Here is an 18324-nt window from a genome sequence, read left to right as displayed (position 1 = left end):
AGTCGAAATGAATGATCTGAACGGCAAGGTTGTTGCCATCACAGGCGCGGCCTCTGGCATCGGTCTGGCTTGCGCGCGGGAATGTCTGGTTGCAGGTGCGCGGGTGGCGCTGATCGACAGCAACGAGGCTGCGGTGCAGAAAGCCTGTGCAGAGCTTGGCGCAGGCACCTATCCGGTGGTGACCGATTTGTTGAACCCGGAGAGCGTCGCGCAGATGCTGCCGCAGATTTTGGCACAGGCCGGCAGGCTGGATGTGTTCCACGCCAATGCGGGGGCCTATGTGGGGGGCGACGTTCTTGAAGGCGATCCGGATCAATGGGACAGGGTGCTGAACCTCAACATCAACGCGGCGTTCCGATCGGTTTATGCCGTGCTGCCGCATCTGGCGGCGCAGAAATCCGGCGATGTCATTTTTACCAGCTCTGTCGCCGGGGTCGTTCCCGTCGTATGGGAACCAATCTATACAGCGTCCAAACATGCGGTGCAGGCCTTCACCCACACAGTGCGTCGGCAAATGTCCAAACACGGGGTGCGGGTGGGTGCGATCCTGCCGGGGCCTGTTGTCACGGCGTTGCTGGATGACTGGCCCAAGGCCAAGATGGATCAGGCGCTGGCCGAAGGCAGCCTGATGCAACCCAAGGAAGTTGCGGATTGCGTGGTGTTCATGCTGACACGGCCGAGAAACGTGACCATTCGCGATCTGGTCCTTCTGCCCAATGCTGTGGATCTGTAGATGACCGGACCTTATTTTGTAGGTGTTGATGTCGGAACCGGCAGCGCGCGCGCCGGGCTGTTCGATGCGGCAGGCACCTTGCTGGCCAGCCGGAAGCGCGACATTCAGATGTGGCGTGATGCGGGCGATATCGCCGAACAATCGTCCGACGACATCTGGGCCGCTGTCTGCCATGCGGTACAAGACGTGATGGCGCAGACGGGGATTGATCCCGAGCAGGTCGCGGGCCTTGGCTTTGATGCGGCCTGTTCGCTGGTGATGCTGGATGCGCAGATGCAGCCGCTCTCGGTCAGCCTGACCGGGGATGCCGCGCGCAACGTGATGGTCTGGATGGATCACCGCGCCATGGATCAGGCCGCGCGGATCAACGCCACAGGCCATTCGGTGCTGGACTATGTCGGTGGGCGGATTTCGCCGGAAATGCAGACGCCGAAACTTCTTTGGCTCAAAGAAAACCTGCCTGACAGCTTCGCGTCTGCAGGGCAGTTTTTCGACTTGCCTGACTTTTTGACATGGGCCGCGACGGGGTCTCTGACGCGTTCCGCCTGTACCGTGGCCTGCAAATGGACCTATCTGGCCCATGAAGACAGGTGGGATTCCAGTTATTTCCACCAGATCGGATTGGAAGAGTTGGCAGAGGAGGATTACGCGCGCATTGGCCAGACAATCGTCGCTCCCGGCAGTCCTTTGGGGCGCGGGCTGACCAAGGAGGCAGCGAAATCCCTGGGCTTGCGTCCGGGCACACCCGTCGGTGCGGGGCTGATTGACGCCCATGCTGGTGGCATTGGCACCGTTGGCGCAGACCGTGATGCCGGGGCAGAGGCGACAATGGCCTATGTCTTTGGAACCTCGGCCTGCACGATGGCGTCGTCTGCAGAGGCGCATTTTGTACCGGGGGTCTGGGGCCCTTATTATTCGGCCATGGTGCCGGGGCTTTGGCTGAGCGAGGGCGGGCAATCCGCGGCCGGCGAGGCCATAGCGCATCTGATCGCCACACATCCCGCCCGTGCCGAAGCCAAGTCCCTTGCCGATGATGCCGGACAAAGTATCCAAAGCTTTCTGCTTTGTGAAGCACAGCGCAGATGTCCTGACCTGAGTTCTGCCGTCACCTTGGCAGGCGCGCGCATCATCGTTCCTGATTTTCTGGGCAACCGCGCGCCCCATGCCGATCCACACGCAACAGCGGTGGTGTCCGGCCTTACATTGGCGGCGGATTTCGAGGACATGCTGGCAACTTATGTGGCGGGGGTCTTGGGCGTCGGCTACGGGCTTCGCCAGATCATCGAGGCACAGCACGCCCACAATGTTGCACCGCGCGCGCTGGTGATCAGCGGCGGAGCAGGCGAAAGCGATATGATGAAGCAGCTCATGGCGGATGCGGGCGGATTGCCGATCCTGTCAACCACATGCCCCGAGCCGGTTCTGCTTGGGGCTGCAATGCTTGGGGCCGTTGCCTCTGGTCATCATGCGACATTGCAGGATTGCATGGACAGCATGTCCCATATCGGCGCGCGGTTTGACCCTGCCGGGGGCCATATCGCTGCACAACACAACCTGCGCTTTGCAGCTTATCAAAGCCTTCAAGAGGTCGAGAGGGATTTGCGGGCGCGTTTGGCAAAGCTCGACGAAGCAGAACGGGCGTGACGCACTCAATTCGCATGTCGATGATGTGTCGGACGAGGGTGGCGCAGCATGCATCTGCCAGCGGCAGCCCGATCTTGCGGTGATCGCATCTGGCGCATTGCCGGTCACGTCTGTCACCGGCCAGCGGTCTGCTGCCTCACCGGACAGGCGGGCAGGATTTTCAGAAAATGACACCTTTGCGCAGGATGAAGCATCCGAAGGGGCGGTCCTCGCTGCATTGCACAACGGCAAAGCTGCCCCCGGCGCGGCGATAGAACGCCTGTCGTTCGATGCTTGATAAAATGCCGCCCTCCGGCAAGCGCGGTGTCAGCACGTCCCAGACGGCCTGATGCACGTCTGACATTGTGTCGGGCTGATTGTCGATTTCCATGCGCAAGACGGAATGGCTGTGAAAAGTGTCCAGCGGCATAAGGCGGGTGATAAGATCGGCCACAACCGTTGCGTCATGGCCGGGATAGTTGATCACGTCCTTGACCAGACAGCCTGCGGCCGACCACTGCGCCGGATAGTTTCTGTCTGCGATCACGATCTCGTCGCCATGCCCCATCCGCGCAAGCGTGTAGAGCAATTCGGGTGTCGTTCGTGGGTCCAGTCCGATCAGCATTGGGGCGCTCCGTTCCTGTTGGGGGTCCGGCCCGGAAACTGTCAGGGCCGGATCAGTTTGCATCAGCGCGCGGGCAGGGCCATCCAGTCGGCCATCGCTACATCGGCATGCTGGAACTGGGGCATCTTCGCGCCCAGATCCTCCATATTGCGGATGTTGTTATCGTTCAGGAATGACTGCGTGATCAGGGTGGGTGGCACGACCACGGACGCGCCGGGGTTTTCGCCAACCAGCATCAGCGCCAGTGCCCGGACCGAAACCTCTCCCACCACGGATGGGTTCGTGGCCACGGTCGCTTTCCAGGCGCTGCCCGGTTCCCGCATCAGGGCGATATCCGCGGTCGAGACGTCGGCGGAATAGATGCTCAAGTCACCACTCAGGCCCAGCTCGTCCGCGGCGATTTTCACGCCTTTCGCAAACTCGTTAAAGGGCGCGAAAAACACCGAGATGTTGGGATTGGCCTGAAGCGCCGCGCGCGCCTGATTGGCGTTGGCGTTGGCAATCGGATTGTCGAGCGTGCCGACCCGCGCCGTCTCGGTGATGCCGGGATTGGCCTGCTTGACCTCTTCCCAGGCGACATGGCGACGATCCAGCGGGGCAATGCCCGGAACATAGACATAGCCTGCCGCGAAACTGTCGCCATTGTCGGCAATCGCCTGTTCCAGCGCCAGCTTGCCCAGCAGGTAATCGGATTGTTCGATCTGGGGGATGGCCTCGTTTTCGACATTCACATCGAAGGCCACAACCTTGATGCCCGCATCCACGGCCCGCTGCGCGGCCTCGCGCATGGATTCCGTCAGCCCGTGCTGGATGATGATCCCGTCCACACCCAGCGCAATCGCCTGATCGACCATATCGGCCTGAAGTGCCGCGTCCTGACGGCTGTCCAGCACGCGCAGGTTGACGCCAAGCGCATCAGCCTGGGTTTCGACGCCGGACAGATAGGCCTGAAAGAAGTCGCCCGTGGACAGGTAGCGCACCAGCGCGATGGTCACATCCTCGGGTTTGTCCAGAGGGGCGGGCGCCTCTTGTGCCGTTGCCGCGCCCGCGCCAAGCGCAAGGCTTGCCACGCTCGCCATGGCCATGAAGTGACGTCTTAACATATCGCGTTCTCCCATTCGCTGATGATCAATGTCCCGTGCCGGTACGGCGTGAGGACAGGTAAAATGTGAAGACAAGAGCGGCGACAAGCACGGCCCCCTTGACGAAATCCTGTGTGTAATAGGGCGCGTTCATCATCGTCATGCCTTGCAGCAGGATGCCGACGAACAGCGCGCCAATGGCGGTGCCGAATGCGTTTGGCCGGGCCACGCCCAGAACCGCAAAGCCGATCAGCGCCGCCGCGACGCTGTCCAGCAGCAGGTTGTTGCCGCTGGCGATGTCGCCGCGCCCCAGCCGTGCGGCCAGCAGAATGCCCCCGATAGAGGCCGTCACGCCAGAGATCATGTAGGCGGCGATCTTGTAGCGGTTGACCGGTGTGCCGACGAGCGCGGCCGCCCGCGCGTTAGACCCGATTGCGTACATCAGGCGACCATGCCGGGTGAACCCCAGAAACAGCCAGATGAGCACGGCAATGGCAACGAAGATCACCACGGGCATCGGCAACAGCCGGTCGATCACCACGTCGAAACGATGGCGGCCCAGCCACAGGAACGCGGCCGAGAATGTGCCTTCGGCCACGCTGCCGTCCGGCAGCATCATGCCTGTCGCGATGGAGTTGCCCTGCGTCGGGATGCGCTGCAAGCCGATCAGAAGGAACATCATGCCCAGCGTCGCCAACAGGTCCGGCACCCGGAATTTCACGATCAGCAATCCGTTGATGAACCCGACCAGCGCACCCATCGCAAGGCACAGCGCAACGGCCACAGGGGCCGGATGTTCGAGGATCACCATGGAATAGGCCGACAGCATCAGCGCCGATGTCGCGACCGCCCCGATGGACAGGTCAAACCCGCCGACAACCAGCGTGCAGGTCACACCAAGCGCGAGGATGCCCGTGATCGCCACCGATTGCAGCACGAATGCGGCGGATAATGGGCCAAAGAAGCCCGGTGCCGCGAGGCTGAAATAGACGATCAGCCCGATCAGCAGGATCAAAAAGCCATAACGGATGGCGAAGTCTAGAAGTCGGTCGTTCATGTAGCAGTGCCTGTTGCGATAGGTTTGGCCCCCGAAATATCCGCGACCAGCGCGGCGAGGTCGATGTTCTGGTTTGCGTGCTCGCCGACGATTGCGCCCTCATTCATCACGATGATGCGGTCGGCGAGTTCAAGCGCCTCGTCAATCTCGGCAAGAAAGACCAATGTGGCGCGCCCCGGTGCCGTGGCGCGGATATGGCGACCGATGTCACGACGCGCCCCGATGTCCACGCCCTGAAACGGCTCATCCAGCAGCAGCACCTTCGCGGGTTCCAGCAGCCAGCGGGCGATCATCACCTTTTGCTGGTTTCCCCCAGACAGCGTGTTGATGCCGTCGCCCACCGACTGACAGACGATGCCAAGCTGGTCGATCATCTCTTGCGCCTTGCTACGTTGTCTGCGGGCCTTGAGGAAAGACCCGACGCTCAGACCCTGAAGGAAGGGCAGGGTCATGTTGTCGGCAATGTCGAAAGCCGGGATCACCGCATTTGTGCCCCGGTCCTTGGGGGACATGAAAACCCCCTGAGCGACCGCATCCTCGACCGAGCGGGGGGCGTAATCTTTGCCGTTGATGCGGATCTGTCCCTGTGCGGCGCGCGCGATACCGAACAGGATTTCGGCCAGCCGGCTTTTGCCGCTGCCCAGCAACCCGACAAGCGCCACCACCTCGCCATCATGCGCTGCAAGGTTGATCGGTGCGGCATTGGCGAACAGTTGCAGATCCTGCAATTCGAGAACCGGTTTGGTGCCGTTTTGCACCGCGACATCCACATCGGTCATGCGGTGCCCCAACATCGCCGTGACGGCGGCTTCGTAATCAAGCGGGTCCGTGTCGAACACACCAGAGATTGCACCGTCGCGCATCACCACGATGCGGTCGGCAATGCGGCGGATGTCAGACATGCGGTGCGAGATATACAGGATCGCGACGCCCTGATCGCGCAGCCGGTCGATCAACGCAAAAAGCCGGTCCGCTTCGGTTGCGGACAGCGATGAGGTCGGCTCGTCCAGGATCAGCACTTTCGGGGCGCGGGCCATGGCGCGGGCGATGGCGATCATCTGGCGATCGGCAACAGCCAGGTCGGACACCCGCGCGCGCAGGTTCACGTCGATGCCCATCGCGGCGGCCACCTTTGCGGCCTCGGCACGCATGTGGCGTTCGCGCACGAACAGACCGTGACCGCGATCCACCAGACTGTCCAGCATCAGGTTGTTGGCGACGTCCAGATCCGGGATCACGCCGTCGTCAATCGACTGATGCACCGTGACCACGCCCTTGCGGATTGCGTCCGCCGCATCTGTCGGCTCGAACGCTGATCCGGCCAGTGTCATGGTGCCGCCATCGGCGCGATGATGGCCGCAGATCACCTTGACCAGCGTCGATTTCCCCGCTCCGTTCGCCCCCATCAGAACAGTGACGGAGCCCGGCGAAAGGGTCAGGTCGATCTGGCGCAATACATGGTTTTTCCCGAAGGATTTTTGCAATCCGTTTACTTTGAGCGCGTCACCGGCCACTCGCTTCCTCCCGTTGATGGGGCGACGGTAGGCGCGGGGGAATGCATTTGTCAAATGATTTGACAAAAGTATAAATACGAGGCTACCCAAGACGTGACAGCGCGTCGAAGCAAGAGGGAGACATCGCTGATGAGCGCAGACACGGCGTATGAAGCATTAACCGTGGAGACCTTGCCGGAACGGTTGAAAGACGTGACGGCCCTGACAGCGCAGGTTGGTGAAGATCCGGCGTTGTGGCAGGTGGAAGAGGTCGGGGACGGCAATCTCAACCTTGTGTTCATCGTCACGGGCCCCGGCGGTAAAGTCATCGTCAAACAGGCGCTGCCCTATGTGCGCCTTGTCGGGGATAGTTGGCCGCTGCCCCTATACCGGGCGTTTTACGAATATCACGCGCTGATCCGTCAGGCCGCCCGCGATCCGGGGGCGGTGCCGGCCATTTACCATTTCGACGAGTCTCAGGCGCTGATCATCATGGAGTTTCTGGCCCCGCATGTGATCCTGCGCCGCAAGCTGATCGCGGGCGAACATGTCGCCGGTCTTGCAGAGTTTCTGGGGCGTTACTGCGCACGCACGGCGTTTCGCGGGTCGGAACTGTCGATGAGCAGTCCGGACAAGAAAGCGGATGTGGCGCTGTTTGCCGGCAATGTGGAAATCCCCGCCATTACCGAAGCGTTGGTCTTTACCGATCCGTATTTCGATGCAGAGATGAACAGCCATACGAAGGGTCTGGAACCCGTCATTGCAACGCTGCGCGCGGATGTTGCCCTCAAGGTCAAGGCGCAGCAGGCGTTGCAGCGCTTCGTGTCGAATACCGAAACCATGGTGCATGGCGATCTGCATTCCGGTTCCATCATGTCGACGGGTCGCGACAGCCGGGTGATCGACCCGGAATTCGTGCAATACGGCCCTCTGGGGTTCGATATCGGGATGCTTTGTGCGAATTTCCTGATGGCCTATTTCAGCCAGCCTGCGCATCGCGGGGCTGACCTTGACGAATATCAGGACTGGATCCTTGGGATCATCGCGGACACCTGCCGCATTTTCGAGGCGGAGTTTCGCCACCTCTGGGCGACCGAGCGGACAGGCATCCTGTTTCCCGCCGCACTGTTCGAAGATCAGGGCCATGACAGCACCCCGGCCTGCGACGCCGTTCTGACGGGGCTGTGGCGCGACGCCTGGGCCGTTTGCGGGATCGAGATGCATCGGCGTTGCCTGTCATTGGCACATAATGCCGATTTCGAAGACATCGCCGATATGTCGGTCCGCGCATCGCTTGAGGCCCGGAACCTCCTGATGGGCGCGGAGCTGATTCACACGGCAGATACGGTTGCAGATGCGCAGGCGGTTTGCGCCCTTGCACGAGCCTACAATGGAAAGGACGTCTTATGAAGATCGACGGCACGCATTACCGGTCCCTGTGGTGGAACGATGACAAGGACGTTCTGGAGATCATCGATCAACGCTGGTTGCCGCATGAGTTCCGCGTCGTTCCTGTGGCGACAATGCAGGATTTTGCGGATGCGATCTACCAGATGCGGGTGCGGGGGGCACCGCTGATCGGGGCCACGGCGGCCTATGGCATGGCACTCGCGATGGCCGAGGATCCAACGGATGCGAATATGGATGCGGCCTGGACGTTTCTTGAGAAGACCCGCCCAACGGCCATCAACCTTCGCTGGGCACTGGACCGCTGCCGGGCGGCTTTGCGCCCCGTGGCTGAGGCCGACCGCGCCGCAGCCGCGCTGACCCTCGCGCATGAGATCGCCGATGAGGATGTCGAGATCAACCGCCGGATCGGTGAGAACGGTCTTGCCCTGATCCACGAGATCGCCGCCAGAAAACCGGCGGGCGAGCCTGTGCGGGTGCTGACCCATTGCAATGCCGGATGGCTGGCCACCGTGGATTGGGGTACCGCGACCAGCCCGATGTACCATGCACATGACGCGGGCGTTGCTTTGCATGTCTGGGTCGATGAGACCCGGCCACGCAATCAGGGCGCGCTGACCGCATGGGAACTGGGCAAACACGGCGTGCCGCATACCTATATCACCGACAATGCGGGCGGCCATCTGATGCAGCACGGCATGGTGGATCTGGTCATCACCGGAACCGACCGCACCACCCGGCGCGGCGATGTCTGCAACAAGATCGGCACCTATCTCAAGGCGCTGGCGGCGCGGGACAATGGGGTGCCTTTCTACGTCGCGCTTCCATCGCCGACAATCGACTGGACCGTCAGCGACGGCGTAGCCGAAATCCCCATCGAAGAGCGCAACGCGCAGGAGATCACCCATGTGCAGGGCCTGACAGAGGACGGGCGCATCGGCACCGTGCAGGTCACGCCCGCCGGGACGGACGGGGGCAACCCCGCCTTTGACGTGACGCCGAACCGTCTGGTCACCGGCCTGATCACCGAACGCGGGGTTTGCGAGGCATCCGAGGAAGGACTGGCCAATCTGTTTCCTGATTTTGCCAGAGCGGCAGAATAGGCGATGCCCATGTCCGTCGGGCCGTTGGGCAAGGCAAAACCCGGTGCCACGGATGTTGCGCGGCTTCCGCCGCGCGACGACACGCCGTTTGTCGAGGCGGCATGGCTTTATTATCACGACGGGCTGAACCAGAACGAGATCGCGGAACGTATGCGGATCAGCCGCGGGTCGGTGGCGAATTACCTCAATGAGGCGCGCGCGCGGGGCTGGGTGCGGGTGCATCTGGACAGCGATGTGTTTCGCGGCCATCGGCTCGCGGCAGAGCTTTGCGCCGTCTACGGGCTGGCCGAGGCGCTTGTGGTGCCCGATGATCCCGTCGATCCCGAGGGCACTGCGGCGAGTGTCGCGCGGGTGACGCGGGCGGCGGCAGACTGGTTGCCCCGCTTGCTGGGGCCGGGCGACAGGCTGGGCGTGTCCTGGGGCGCCACCATCTATCGCATGGCGCAGCAATTGCCCAACATGCCGGTGCCGGATCTGACGGTGATCCAGCTTCTGGGGTCGCGCCCGGCAGCCCTTGGCTTTGCCGCCGAGGCCTGCACCGCGATGCTGGCGCAACGGCTTGGCGGGCAATGCATCAACCTGCATGTGCCGCTGGTCCTGTCGAGCAAGGCGTTGCGCGACGCGCTGTCGGCCGAACCGGTTGTGCGTGACCAGCTTGACGCGCTGGCAGGCTGCAACAAGACCGTGCTGGCCTGTGGCACCTGCGATGCCGACGCCCATGTGGTGCGCTCCGGTATCCTGAGCGCCGAAACCATCGCTGATGCCCGTGACGATGGTGCGGTCGGCGTGATCTGCGGACGGCTGATCGACAGCGCGGGACAGCCCGTGCCGACCGAGGTTGAGGACCGCATGATCGGCGTGACCCTCGATCAGATGCGCGGCAAGGACATGGCGCTTCTGGTCGCGGCCGGGCCGGGGCGCGCGGCACCTGCAAAAGCGGCCATCAAGGGCGGCTTCGTCACGCATCTCGCAACCAGTACCCGCGTCGTAGAGGAACTTTTGGAGATGACAGCATGACGCCCGCCACCCCGCTTCCCGATACCAACGCGACCCGTCAGGCCTTGATCGACGCCTGCCTCTGGATGAACGACCGGCACCTCAACCAAGGCACCTCCGGCAATATCTCGGCCCGGACCCATGACGGTATCCTGATCACGCCCTCCGGTGTACCCTACGAGGCCCTGACGCCCGAGGCACTGGTCACGATCCCGCTCTCCGGCCTGCCGGGTGGGGGCAGCGGAAAGCCATCCTCGGAATGGCCGTTTCATCAGGGCATGCACAACGCGCGCCCCGATATGCCGGTGGTGCTGCACGCGCATCCGCCCTTTTGCAGCGTCCTTGCGGTCCAGCGCCGGTCGATCCCGGCCTGTCATTACATGATTGCGGCCTTTGGCGGAAACACGGTGCCGCTGGCGGATTATGCGCTCTTTGGCAGCCCGGAACTTTGTGCCAACATGGCGCAGATCATGGCGGACCGGCATGGTTGCCTGATGGCCAATCACGGCGCGACGGTTCTGGGCGAAACGATCGACAAGGCCCGCTGGCGGCTGGAAGAGCTTGAAACGCTGGCGCGCACCTACCTGTTCAGCAGCATCGGCGGAGAGGCGCAGATCCTGTCGGATGCAGAAATCGCAGAGGTGCTGGTCGCGTTTCAGAACTACGGGCCGCGCAGCGCGGACAACACAAAAGGTTAAGGAAACACATCATGCAGTATCGCACCCTTGGACAGACCGGGCTGAAGGTTTCGGCACTTACGATGGGGACGTTCACATTCGGCGGGCGCGGGGCCTTCGGGCGCGCCGCCAGTCAGGATGTCAGCGATGCACGGCTGCTTGTCGACACCTGCATCGACAACGGCATCAACCTGTTCGACACGGCGAATATGTATTCCACAGGACTGTCCGAGGAAATTCTGGGCGAAGTGCTGGAAGGCCGATATGACAACATCCTTGTCACCTCGAAGGCGCGGATGCCGATTGGCGACGGCCCGAACGATGAAGGCCTGTCGCGCTGGCATCTGATCCGCGAATGTGAACGCTCGCTCAAACGGCTGCGCACCGATCATATCGACATCTACTACATGCATGAATGGGACGGCCTGACCCCTGTCGAGGAAACGATGGAGGCACTGGATACGCTGATCCAGCAGGGCAAGATCCGCTATGCGGGATGTTCCAATTTTTCAGCGTGGCATGTGATGAAATCTCTGGCCGCCGCACCGCGCCACTCCAGCCGATTTGCCACCCAGCAGATCCACTATACGATCGAGGCGCGAGAGGCGGAATACGAGCTTTTGCCGCTTTCGGTCGATCAGGGGCTGGGCGTGCTTGTGTGGTCGCCTTTGGCAGCTGGCCTTCTGTCGGGCAAGCACCGTCGGGGTGCGGGTCCGGCCGAAGGATCGCGGCAGGCTGCGGGCTGGGACGAGCCGCCGATCCGCGACACCGAGCGGCTTTGGAACATCGTCGATGTGCTGGTTGAAATCGGCGAGACGCATGATGTCGAGGCGGCTCAGGTCGCGCTGGCCTGGCTTCTGACGCGTCCGGCGATCGCGTCGCTGGTGATCGGTGGGCGCAGGGTGGAACAGTTCGAGCGTAACTTCCGCGCCGTGGATCTGGTGCTGTCCGAAGACGAGTTGACCCGCCTCAACGATGTCAGTCGCTTGCCGTTGGTCTATCCTTATTGGCACCAGCACAACTTTGCGCGGCCGCGTTTCAGCGCTGCCGATCAAGCGCTGCACGCGGATTACGCGGATCGCTATTACGGCGGGGAAGATCCGCTGATCTAGGGCAACGCGGTCCGGGCGAGATCCGGACCGCATCTTCTGTAAATTTTCTGTTCGGCTTTCCCGTTTGGCAGCGGTTTTACTGCCCGGTCGCCGCCTTGACCACGGATCGCATCGCCAGCATGCCGGGATCGTCCAGGCCGATGCTTTTCTCGCCGAATATCCGCGCGCGACCGACCGTTGCGGGTCTGTCGCGAAAATCGTCCAGCGCCTTGTCCACGGCCTGGGCGGCGGCAACCACCATATCCCCGGTGTCGGCCTCGGCCGTGGCGCGAGAAACGTAGTCCAGACTGTCCAGCACGGTTTTGCCACCCAGGTCCGCCTTGCCGCGTTCCTGCATCTTGTCACGCGCACCCGCGATCAGGTCCGGAACGCTGGCCACGTCGATCGACTGCGCGCCGCGCAAGGCTTTGGCGGCGCTCATCAATCCGGTGGCCATCAGCGTACCATAGGACGACCCCGAGGACTTGGTGAACGCCTGCGCACATTGAAACAGCGCCATACCGATATCGTCGGGCAAGTCGTCCTTCATGGCGCTGATGGCGCGCATGCCGCGGCTCATCGTGACCCCCAGATCCCCATCCCCCAAGGCGCCATCGGCGGTGTTGAGCATGTCGAAATCGCGTTCCATCGCCGCCGCGACGCGGTCAATGGCGGCCAGAAGCATGTCACGGGTGATCGTCATTCCACCCTCCAGAACGCGCAGTCGCAGGGGGCTTGCAGCAGGTTTTCCAACTCCTCATCCAGCTTGCACAGGGTGAAGGAGGCACCCGCCATCTCCATCGAGGTGGCATAGCGTCCGACCAGCGGCATGACGATTGTCGCGCCTGCCTCCTCCAGCCGGACCTTCACGGTGCGATACAAAATATACAGCTCTTCCGGCGGGGTCGCGCCCAGAGAATTGACCATGACCGATACACGGTCGCCGCTGGAGATTGGCATATCGGCCAGCAGCCGATCCATCATCTCACCGGCGATCTGGTCCGCCGTTTGCAGCTTGCCGCGCCAGACACCCGGTTCACCGTGGATGCCCATGCCCATTTCCATTTCGTCATCGGCGATTTCGAAGGTGGGTTTGCCGGCTTGCGGGACCGTACAGGGCGACAGGGCCGCCCCGATTGAACGACACGCATCGGCGGCTTTCTGCGCCACGGCGGTCACGCCCTCCAGATCGCGGCCTTCCTCGGCGGCAGCACCGGCCATTTTGAAGGCGTAGACCATGCCAGCCACGCCGCGACGCTTTTCATGCTCCTCGGGTGGGGCAGAGGCCACGTCATCGGCCAGCAGCACGGTGGAGCAGGTGATGTCCTCAAATTCCACCAACTCTCCGGCCATGTCGAAATTCATCACATCGCCGCCGTAATTGCCGTAGAGCCGCAGCACGCCCGCGCCGCTATCGGCCACACGGATCGCATCCGCCATCTGTTCGGCAGAGGGCGAGGAAAAAACATCACCGATCGCGCAGGCGTCAAGCAGACCCGTGCCCACATAGCCGGTAAAGACGGGCAGGTGGCCCGATCCGCCGCCCGTGACGATGCCGACTTTGCCATCCTTGCCCGGTTTTGCGCGGGCGACGACCTTGCCGCCGTCGCCATGCAGGCGGTAATATTCGGGATGTGCGGCAACCAGCCCCTCCAGCATCTCGTCTACATAGTGTTCCGGATTGTTGAGTATCTTTTTCATCATGTCCTCCTCCCGTAGGGGACCGGTGTTTATTTTGAAGGTTTCAGACTGCCGCGCAGGGCGGTGACGGCATGTGTGTTGATGACCATGACCAGGATCAGCAGCGCGCCCCAGATCAGCTCGCGCGCAAAATTGGACACCTGAAGCATGTTCAGGCCACTGGACAGGAACTGCATGGACAGCACCGCCAGCACGACACCGATGACGCGCCCGTAGCCGCCATAGGGGTTCACCCCGCCCAACACGGCGATCAGCACCGCCAGCAGCAGGTAGGACGACCCGTAATCGGCCTTGGCCGAATTGGCGCGGCTCATCACGATGAGGCCCGCGATGGACGAGAACACCCCCGCGCTCATGTAGACCTTGAGAAGCACCCGGTTGACATCAATCGCGGCATAAAGCGCGGCCATCGGGTTGGCCCCGTACATCGTCACTCGCAGTCCGAACGCAGTTCGTGTCAAGATCAGGTGCAGCAGGACGGCCAGCAGGACAAACAGGATCAGCGGCACGGGAATGCCTGCAAGCGTCGCGTTTCCGATCAGCGCAACGGTGCCCGGAAATCCCATCACAGCGCTGCCGCCGGTCATGGCAACGGCAAAACCGGTAAAGACCAGACCCGATCCAACCGTGGCAAGAATGGGCGGCAGGCCAAAGAATGCGATCAGGGATCCGTTGATGAGCCCGGCAATGGCCCCGATACACAGCGCCGCCGTGACGGCGACGGCAAGCCAGATGGCCGATTGCGAGGCGGGCATCTCGGCATCCGAGAATTGCGTCAGAATCAGGGCGGCCACCACCGCCGACAGGTTGGCGACCCCCACCACCGACAGGTCGATGCCGCCGGTCATCATGGCGATCGTCATGGCCAGCGCCAGAATTGCAAATTCCGGAAACTGAAACGCCATGGAGGTCAGGTTCTGCGTTGACAGGAAGCGGTCCGGCGACAGGACGGACATCAGCCCAAAGACAAAGACCGCGATGACCAGCAACCGGAATTCCGGGGCGGCGGTGACGTCTTTCATGGATGTGTGTGTAGACATGATACCCTCATCCTGCCTGTGCTGCGGTCCGCTTGGCGCGATAGGCGGGAATGCCTGTGCCCAGCAAGATCAGGATGCCGATTGTGACGGATTGCCATGTGGTCGGAATGCCAACCACGATCAGGCTGTTCTGGACGATGACGATCAGGGCGACACCCAGCATCGTTCCGGTCAGCGTGCCGTACCCCCCGATCAATCGCGCCCCGCCCAGAACCACGGCAGCGATCACCGACAGTTCCAGCCCGACCAGCGAGAACGGGTCTGCCATACGCCCGACCGCCCCGTGAATGATGCCCGCAAGGCCCGCCAGAGCGCCGACATAGACATAGACAAAGAACTGGGTCCATTTGACATTGATGCCGATGCGCCGCGCGCTTTCGACCGATCCGCCGATGGCATAGATCGACCGGCCCAGCATGGTCTTGCGCAGGATGAACCATGTCAGGACGATCACGAACACAAGCGCAAGCACCGCCCAGGGGATCGAGTAGAAATTCCCCGCCTCCGTGGTGCCTCGCGCAAGAACGCCGCGTGAGAAATCGCGCATCGAGGGTGGCAGGTTCGAAATCCGTTGCGAGCCGATAAAGGTCAGCAGAAAGCCGCGAAAGATCGACAATGTGCCAAGCGTGACGATCAGCGTGGGAAGGCCCAGAAAGGCGATGAAGAACCCGTTGATCGCCCCCAGTCCGGCACCGATCATGACCGCGATCACGAAGATCATCGGCCAGGGTATGTCGGGCCAGATGGCCAGCGCCAGCACAGTTGACGAATACATGGCGACAACGGCGATCGCCGTGAAACTGACGTCGATCCCGCCCGAGACCAGCACCAGCATCGCGCCCACGGCCAGAATGCCGATCACGATAGAGGCGCGCAGCAGATCCGACACGGTCGTGATGCTGAAGAACCGCGGATCCGACAGCGTCGCGAGAACGCAGAACAGCACGATCACACCGGCGACCAGCGTTTCGTTGCGGCTCCAGAAATCCTTGGGAAGTAGATTGGTCATGAGGCAAGCCTCTGGGCTAGGTCGTCTTCGGTCACTGATTTTCCGTCCAGCGCGTCGATAATACGGCCGTCGCGCATCACCAGGATGCGGTGACAGGTGGCCAGCAATTCAGGCAGGTCGTCCGAGATCACGATAATCCCGATGCCCTGACTTGCCAGATCGCGGATGATGCCGTGTATATCGGCCTTCGATCCGACATCGACGCCGACGCTGGGGCCGTTCAGGACCAATACACGGGGCGTGCGCGACAGCCAGCGTGCCAGCGCGACCCGCTGCTGGTTGCCGCCAGACAGGGATTTTACCGGGGCTTCGACATCCGGTGCCTTGACCTTGAGCCGACGGAGCCACTCCGACGCCTCCTCGGTCAGACCCTGCATGTTAAGAAATCCACCGCTGCTATGCGCATCGAGACGCCCGACAGCGACGTTGCGCAGGATGGACTGACCGAGAAACAGGCCTTCGGTCAGGCGGTCCTCGGGCACATAGCCGATCCGCGCCATCGACGCCGATTGCGGATCGCCCAGCGGCACTGGCTTGCCATCGACCGTGATGCTGCCTGCATCCGGAGAGACCAAACCGAAGAGCGCCTTGGCCACAGAGGTGCGTCCGCATCCCAGCAGGCCGGTGATGCCCAGCACTTCGCCGGTCTTGAGTTCGAAATCAATGTCGGAGAACGACCCTGCCTTGGTCAGCCCCTGAACCTGCATCAGGGTCTGTGCCCCGGCGGTCACGTCGCTGGGCGGCATTTCGGGGACGTCGCGGCCGGTCATGTGATAGGTCAGCGATTGCGTGTCAAAATCGGATGCTGGGCCTTCGGCAACCTTCTTGCCATTGCGAAGCACCACCACCTTTTCCGACACGTCAAGAACTTCGGCCAGTTTGTGGCTGACGAAAATCACCGCGACGCCTTCTTCCTTGAGCATCCGGATGATGCCCTGAAGGCGGCGAACTTCTTTCTCGGTGAGCGCCGTGGTGGGTTCGTCCATGATGATCAGCTGCGCCTTCGATGCCAATGCGCGGCAAATCGCGACCAACTGTTTTTGCGCGACGGGCAGGGACTCGACCCGTGCATCCAGGTCGATCTGCACGCCGATCCGCTCCAGCGCGGCGCGGGCAATCTTGCGCACGGCACCGGTCCTGAAAAAACGCTGATGGGTCGAAAGCTGGGTGGCGAAGGCGATATTCTCGGCCACGCTGAGATTCGGAAACAGCGAGAAATCCTGAAAGATCACCATAACGCCAGCCGCTGCCGAAATCCGCGGATTGAGCGTCGGGCGCTCCTGACCGGCGATGCGGATCGTGCCTTCGGTGGCAGGCTCCACGCCAGAAATGATCTTGATAAGCGTCGATTTCCCGGACCCGTTTTCACCGGCCAGACAGACGGCCTCGCCGGGCTGCACGGTGAAATCGACAGAGTCGAGCGCTGTAACGCCGGCGTAGCGTTTGGTGATCGCTCGCAGGTCGATAAACGCGGTGTCATGGTCTGAGGACATGAACAACCAACTTGATTTGAGTGTAGTTGAAAAATGGGGACGGCCCGCAAGCCGCCCCCGGATGCGACAGGATCAGAACGGATATTCGCTCATGTTTTCCTTGTTCACGTTCACCCAGGCCTGGCCGAAGATGACCTTGCCATCGAGTTTCACATTCTCATAGCCAGTCAGGCCAAGATCCATGCCGTCGGTGACTTCTTCACCGTTCAGCAGCATGACCGCGATCTTGTTCATCGCTTCGCCTGCAACCGCCGGATCCCAGAACCCGATGCCATCCACCGCGCCGGTTTCAAGATATTGACCGGCGATCGACGGCAGCGAAGTGCCGAAAATGCAGGTGTCGTCTTCCATGCCGCGTTCTTCAATGGCGCGGCCAACACCCGCCACGTCGGTCGAGGCTGATCCCTGCATGCCCTTGATGTCCGGGAAAGCGCGCAGAACTTCTTGCGCCTTGGTATAGGCTTGTTCGGCATCGTCGAAGGTTTCGTTCTTGTCACCGACCAGCGTCATGTCGGGATAGTTGGCTTCCTGATGGGCGATTGCGCCATCGACCCACTGGTTGTGGGTTTGCGATGTCAGCGAGCCGACGAACACGGCATATTCGCCTTCACCGCCCATGCAGGTGGCAAGCTGTTCCATCAGGTTTGCGCCGAAATCCTCGTTCACGAAGGCCTCAAGATCGTAGGTGGTGTTTTCCTGTGCCGCCGCCTCGTGGGTGACCACGGCGATGCCCGCTTCCATGGCGCGACCCAGTACCGGTTCCAGCGCCTCGGGGGACATCGGAACAACGGCCAGCGCGTCAACACCCTGGGCGATCATGTCTTCGATCAGCGCAACCTGCTGCTGCGGATCGGCCTGCGCGGGGCCAACCTGAAACGCGTTCATGCCGGTGTCTTCGGCAAACTTATTCACGCCTTCTTCCATGCGGTTGAACCACTGGATGCCCGCGATCTTGACCACGGTGGCAATGTTCTTGGAGTGGCTGTCCGCTGTTGCCTGAGTGCCTAGAAAGGCGGTCGATACAAGCGCAGCACTGGCAAGCAGTTTGATCTTGGTCTTCATGTCTCTCTCCCTATGCCCGCCTTTTGCGGGTCATTGACTTGGACCACGAGGAAACTCATCGACCCAAGCAGAATATGTTACTTCGAACCTCCGACGAAAGGGCCGCAGCCGCTAGGCCCGGCGCGCTTTCAA

At 61.9% G+C, this 18324-nt stretch carries 17 protein-coding genes; 7 read left to right on the top strand and 10 right to left on the bottom strand.

Features of this window, described 5'->3' with window-relative positions:
• The first annotated feature begins 7 nt into the window (after positions 1–7).
• The gene (locus tag B8991_RS01710; protein WP_084350066.1) at positions 8–733 is read left to right on the top strand and encodes an SDR family oxidoreductase; all 726 of its coding nucleotides are present in this window, start codon (positions 8–10) and stop codon (positions 731–733) included.
• Complete coding sequence (locus tag B8991_RS01705; protein ID WP_084350065.1) at positions 734–2377, top strand: FGGY-family carbohydrate kinase; 1644 nt, start codon at positions 734–736, stop codon at positions 2375–2377.
• 160 nt (positions 2378–2537) lie between these two features.
• Here the strand turns inward: B8991_RS01705 and B8991_RS01700 are convergent, their stop codons facing one another.
• The 4 genes from B8991_RS01700 to B8991_RS01685 form a co-directional block, all read right to left on the bottom strand.
• Positions 2538–2981 (bottom strand): RbsD/FucU family protein, encoded by a 444-nt coding sequence (locus tag B8991_RS01700; RefSeq protein WP_179141405.1) that lies wholly within the window; start codon positions 2979–2981, stop codon positions 2538–2540.
• Between the two features lie 62 nt (positions 2982–3043).
• Complete coding sequence (locus B8991_RS01695; protein WP_084350063.1) at positions 3044–4084, bottom strand: substrate-binding domain-containing protein; 1041 nt, start codon at positions 4082–4084, stop codon at positions 3044–3046.
• A 25-nt stretch (positions 4085–4109) separates the two neighbouring features.
• Positions 4110–5120, bottom strand: coding sequence for an ABC transporter permease (locus tag B8991_RS01690; protein WP_084350062.1), 1011 nt, complete (start codon positions 5118–5120; stop codon positions 4110–4112).
• Entirely contained in the window at positions 5117–6634 is a 1518-nt protein-coding gene (locus B8991_RS01685; RefSeq protein WP_084350061.1) for a sugar ABC transporter ATP-binding protein, read from the bottom strand. Before B8991_RS01685 ends, B8991_RS01690 begins: the two co-directional genes overlap by 4 nt.
• Positions 6635–6763: 129 nt before the next feature.
• On the opposite strand from B8991_RS01685, the gene mtnK reads away from it, so the two are divergent.
• The 5 genes from mtnK to B8991_RS01660 are packed head-to-tail and all read left to right on the top strand — an operon-like array spanning position 6764 to position 11908.
• Positions 6764–8023 (top strand): S-methyl-5-thioribose kinase, encoded by a 1260-nt coding sequence (gene mtnK, locus B8991_RS01680; protein ID WP_084350060.1) that lies wholly within the window; start codon positions 6764–6766, stop codon positions 8021–8023.
• Positions 8020–9123, top strand: a complete 1104-nt coding sequence (gene mtnA / locus B8991_RS01675; protein ID WP_084350059.1) for an S-methyl-5-thioribose-1-phosphate isomerase — start codon at positions 8020–8022, stop codon at positions 9121–9123. The genes mtnK and mtnA overlap by 4 nt, the downstream gene beginning before the upstream one ends.
• Before the next feature lie 3 nt (positions 9124–9126).
• Positions 9127–10140, top strand: a complete 1014-nt coding sequence (locus tag B8991_RS01670) for a sugar-binding transcriptional regulator (RefSeq protein ID WP_084350058.1) — start codon at positions 9127–9129, stop codon at positions 10138–10140.
• Positions 10137–10817: a class II aldolase/adducin family protein gene (locus B8991_RS01665; protein WP_084350057.1), complete on the top strand. Its 681-nt coding sequence runs from the start codon at positions 10137–10139 to the stop codon at positions 10815–10817. Before B8991_RS01670 ends, B8991_RS01665 begins: the two co-directional genes overlap by 4 nt.
• Positions 10818–10828: 11 nt before the next feature.
• Positions 10829–11908, top strand: coding sequence for an aldo/keto reductase (locus B8991_RS01660; protein ID WP_084350056.1), 1080 nt, complete (start codon positions 10829–10831; stop codon positions 11906–11908).
• Between the two features lie 76 nt (positions 11909–11984).
• Here the strand turns inward: B8991_RS01660 and B8991_RS01655 are convergent, their stop codons facing one another.
• The 6 genes from B8991_RS01655 to B8991_RS01630 all read right to left on the bottom strand — a co-directional run bounded on the left by B8991_RS01655 (position 11985) and on the right by B8991_RS01630 (position 18192).
• Positions 11985–12590, bottom strand: coding sequence for a dihydroxyacetone kinase subunit L (locus B8991_RS01655; protein ID WP_084350055.1), 606 nt, complete (start codon positions 12588–12590; stop codon positions 11985–11987).
• The gene (locus B8991_RS01650) at positions 12587–13588 is read right to left on the bottom strand and encodes a dihydroxyacetone kinase subunit DhaK (protein WP_084350305.1); all 1002 of its coding nucleotides are present in this window, start codon (positions 13586–13588) and stop codon (positions 12587–12589) included. Before B8991_RS01650 ends, B8991_RS01655 begins: the two co-directional genes overlap by 4 nt.
• Before the next feature lie 29 nt (positions 13589–13617).
• The gene (locus tag B8991_RS01645) at positions 13618–14628 is read right to left on the bottom strand and encodes an ABC transporter permease (RefSeq protein WP_084350054.1); all 1011 of its coding nucleotides are present in this window, start codon (positions 14626–14628) and stop codon (positions 13618–13620) included.
• A 7-nt stretch (positions 14629–14635) separates the two neighbouring features.
• Positions 14636–15637, bottom strand: coding sequence for an ABC transporter permease (locus B8991_RS01640; RefSeq protein WP_084350053.1), 1002 nt, complete (start codon positions 15635–15637; stop codon positions 14636–14638).
• Positions 15634–17130 (bottom strand): sugar ABC transporter ATP-binding protein, encoded by a 1497-nt coding sequence (locus tag B8991_RS01635; protein ID WP_084350052.1) that lies wholly within the window; start codon positions 17128–17130, stop codon positions 15634–15636. The genes B8991_RS01640 and B8991_RS01635 overlap by 4 nt, the downstream gene beginning before the upstream one ends.
• A gap of 72 nt (positions 17131–17202) precedes the next feature.
• Complete coding sequence (locus B8991_RS01630) at positions 17203–18192, bottom strand: autoinducer 2 ABC transporter substrate-binding protein (protein WP_084350051.1); 990 nt, start codon at positions 18190–18192, stop codon at positions 17203–17205.
• Between the last annotated feature and the right edge of the window lie 132 nt (positions 18193–18324).

Source organism: Primorskyibacter flagellatus (assembly GCF_900176485.1).
GTDB lineage: Bacteria > Pseudomonadota > Alphaproteobacteria > Rhodobacterales > Rhodobacteraceae > Primorskyibacter > Primorskyibacter flagellatus.
This window is presented reverse-complemented; position numbering and strand designations above follow the sequence as displayed.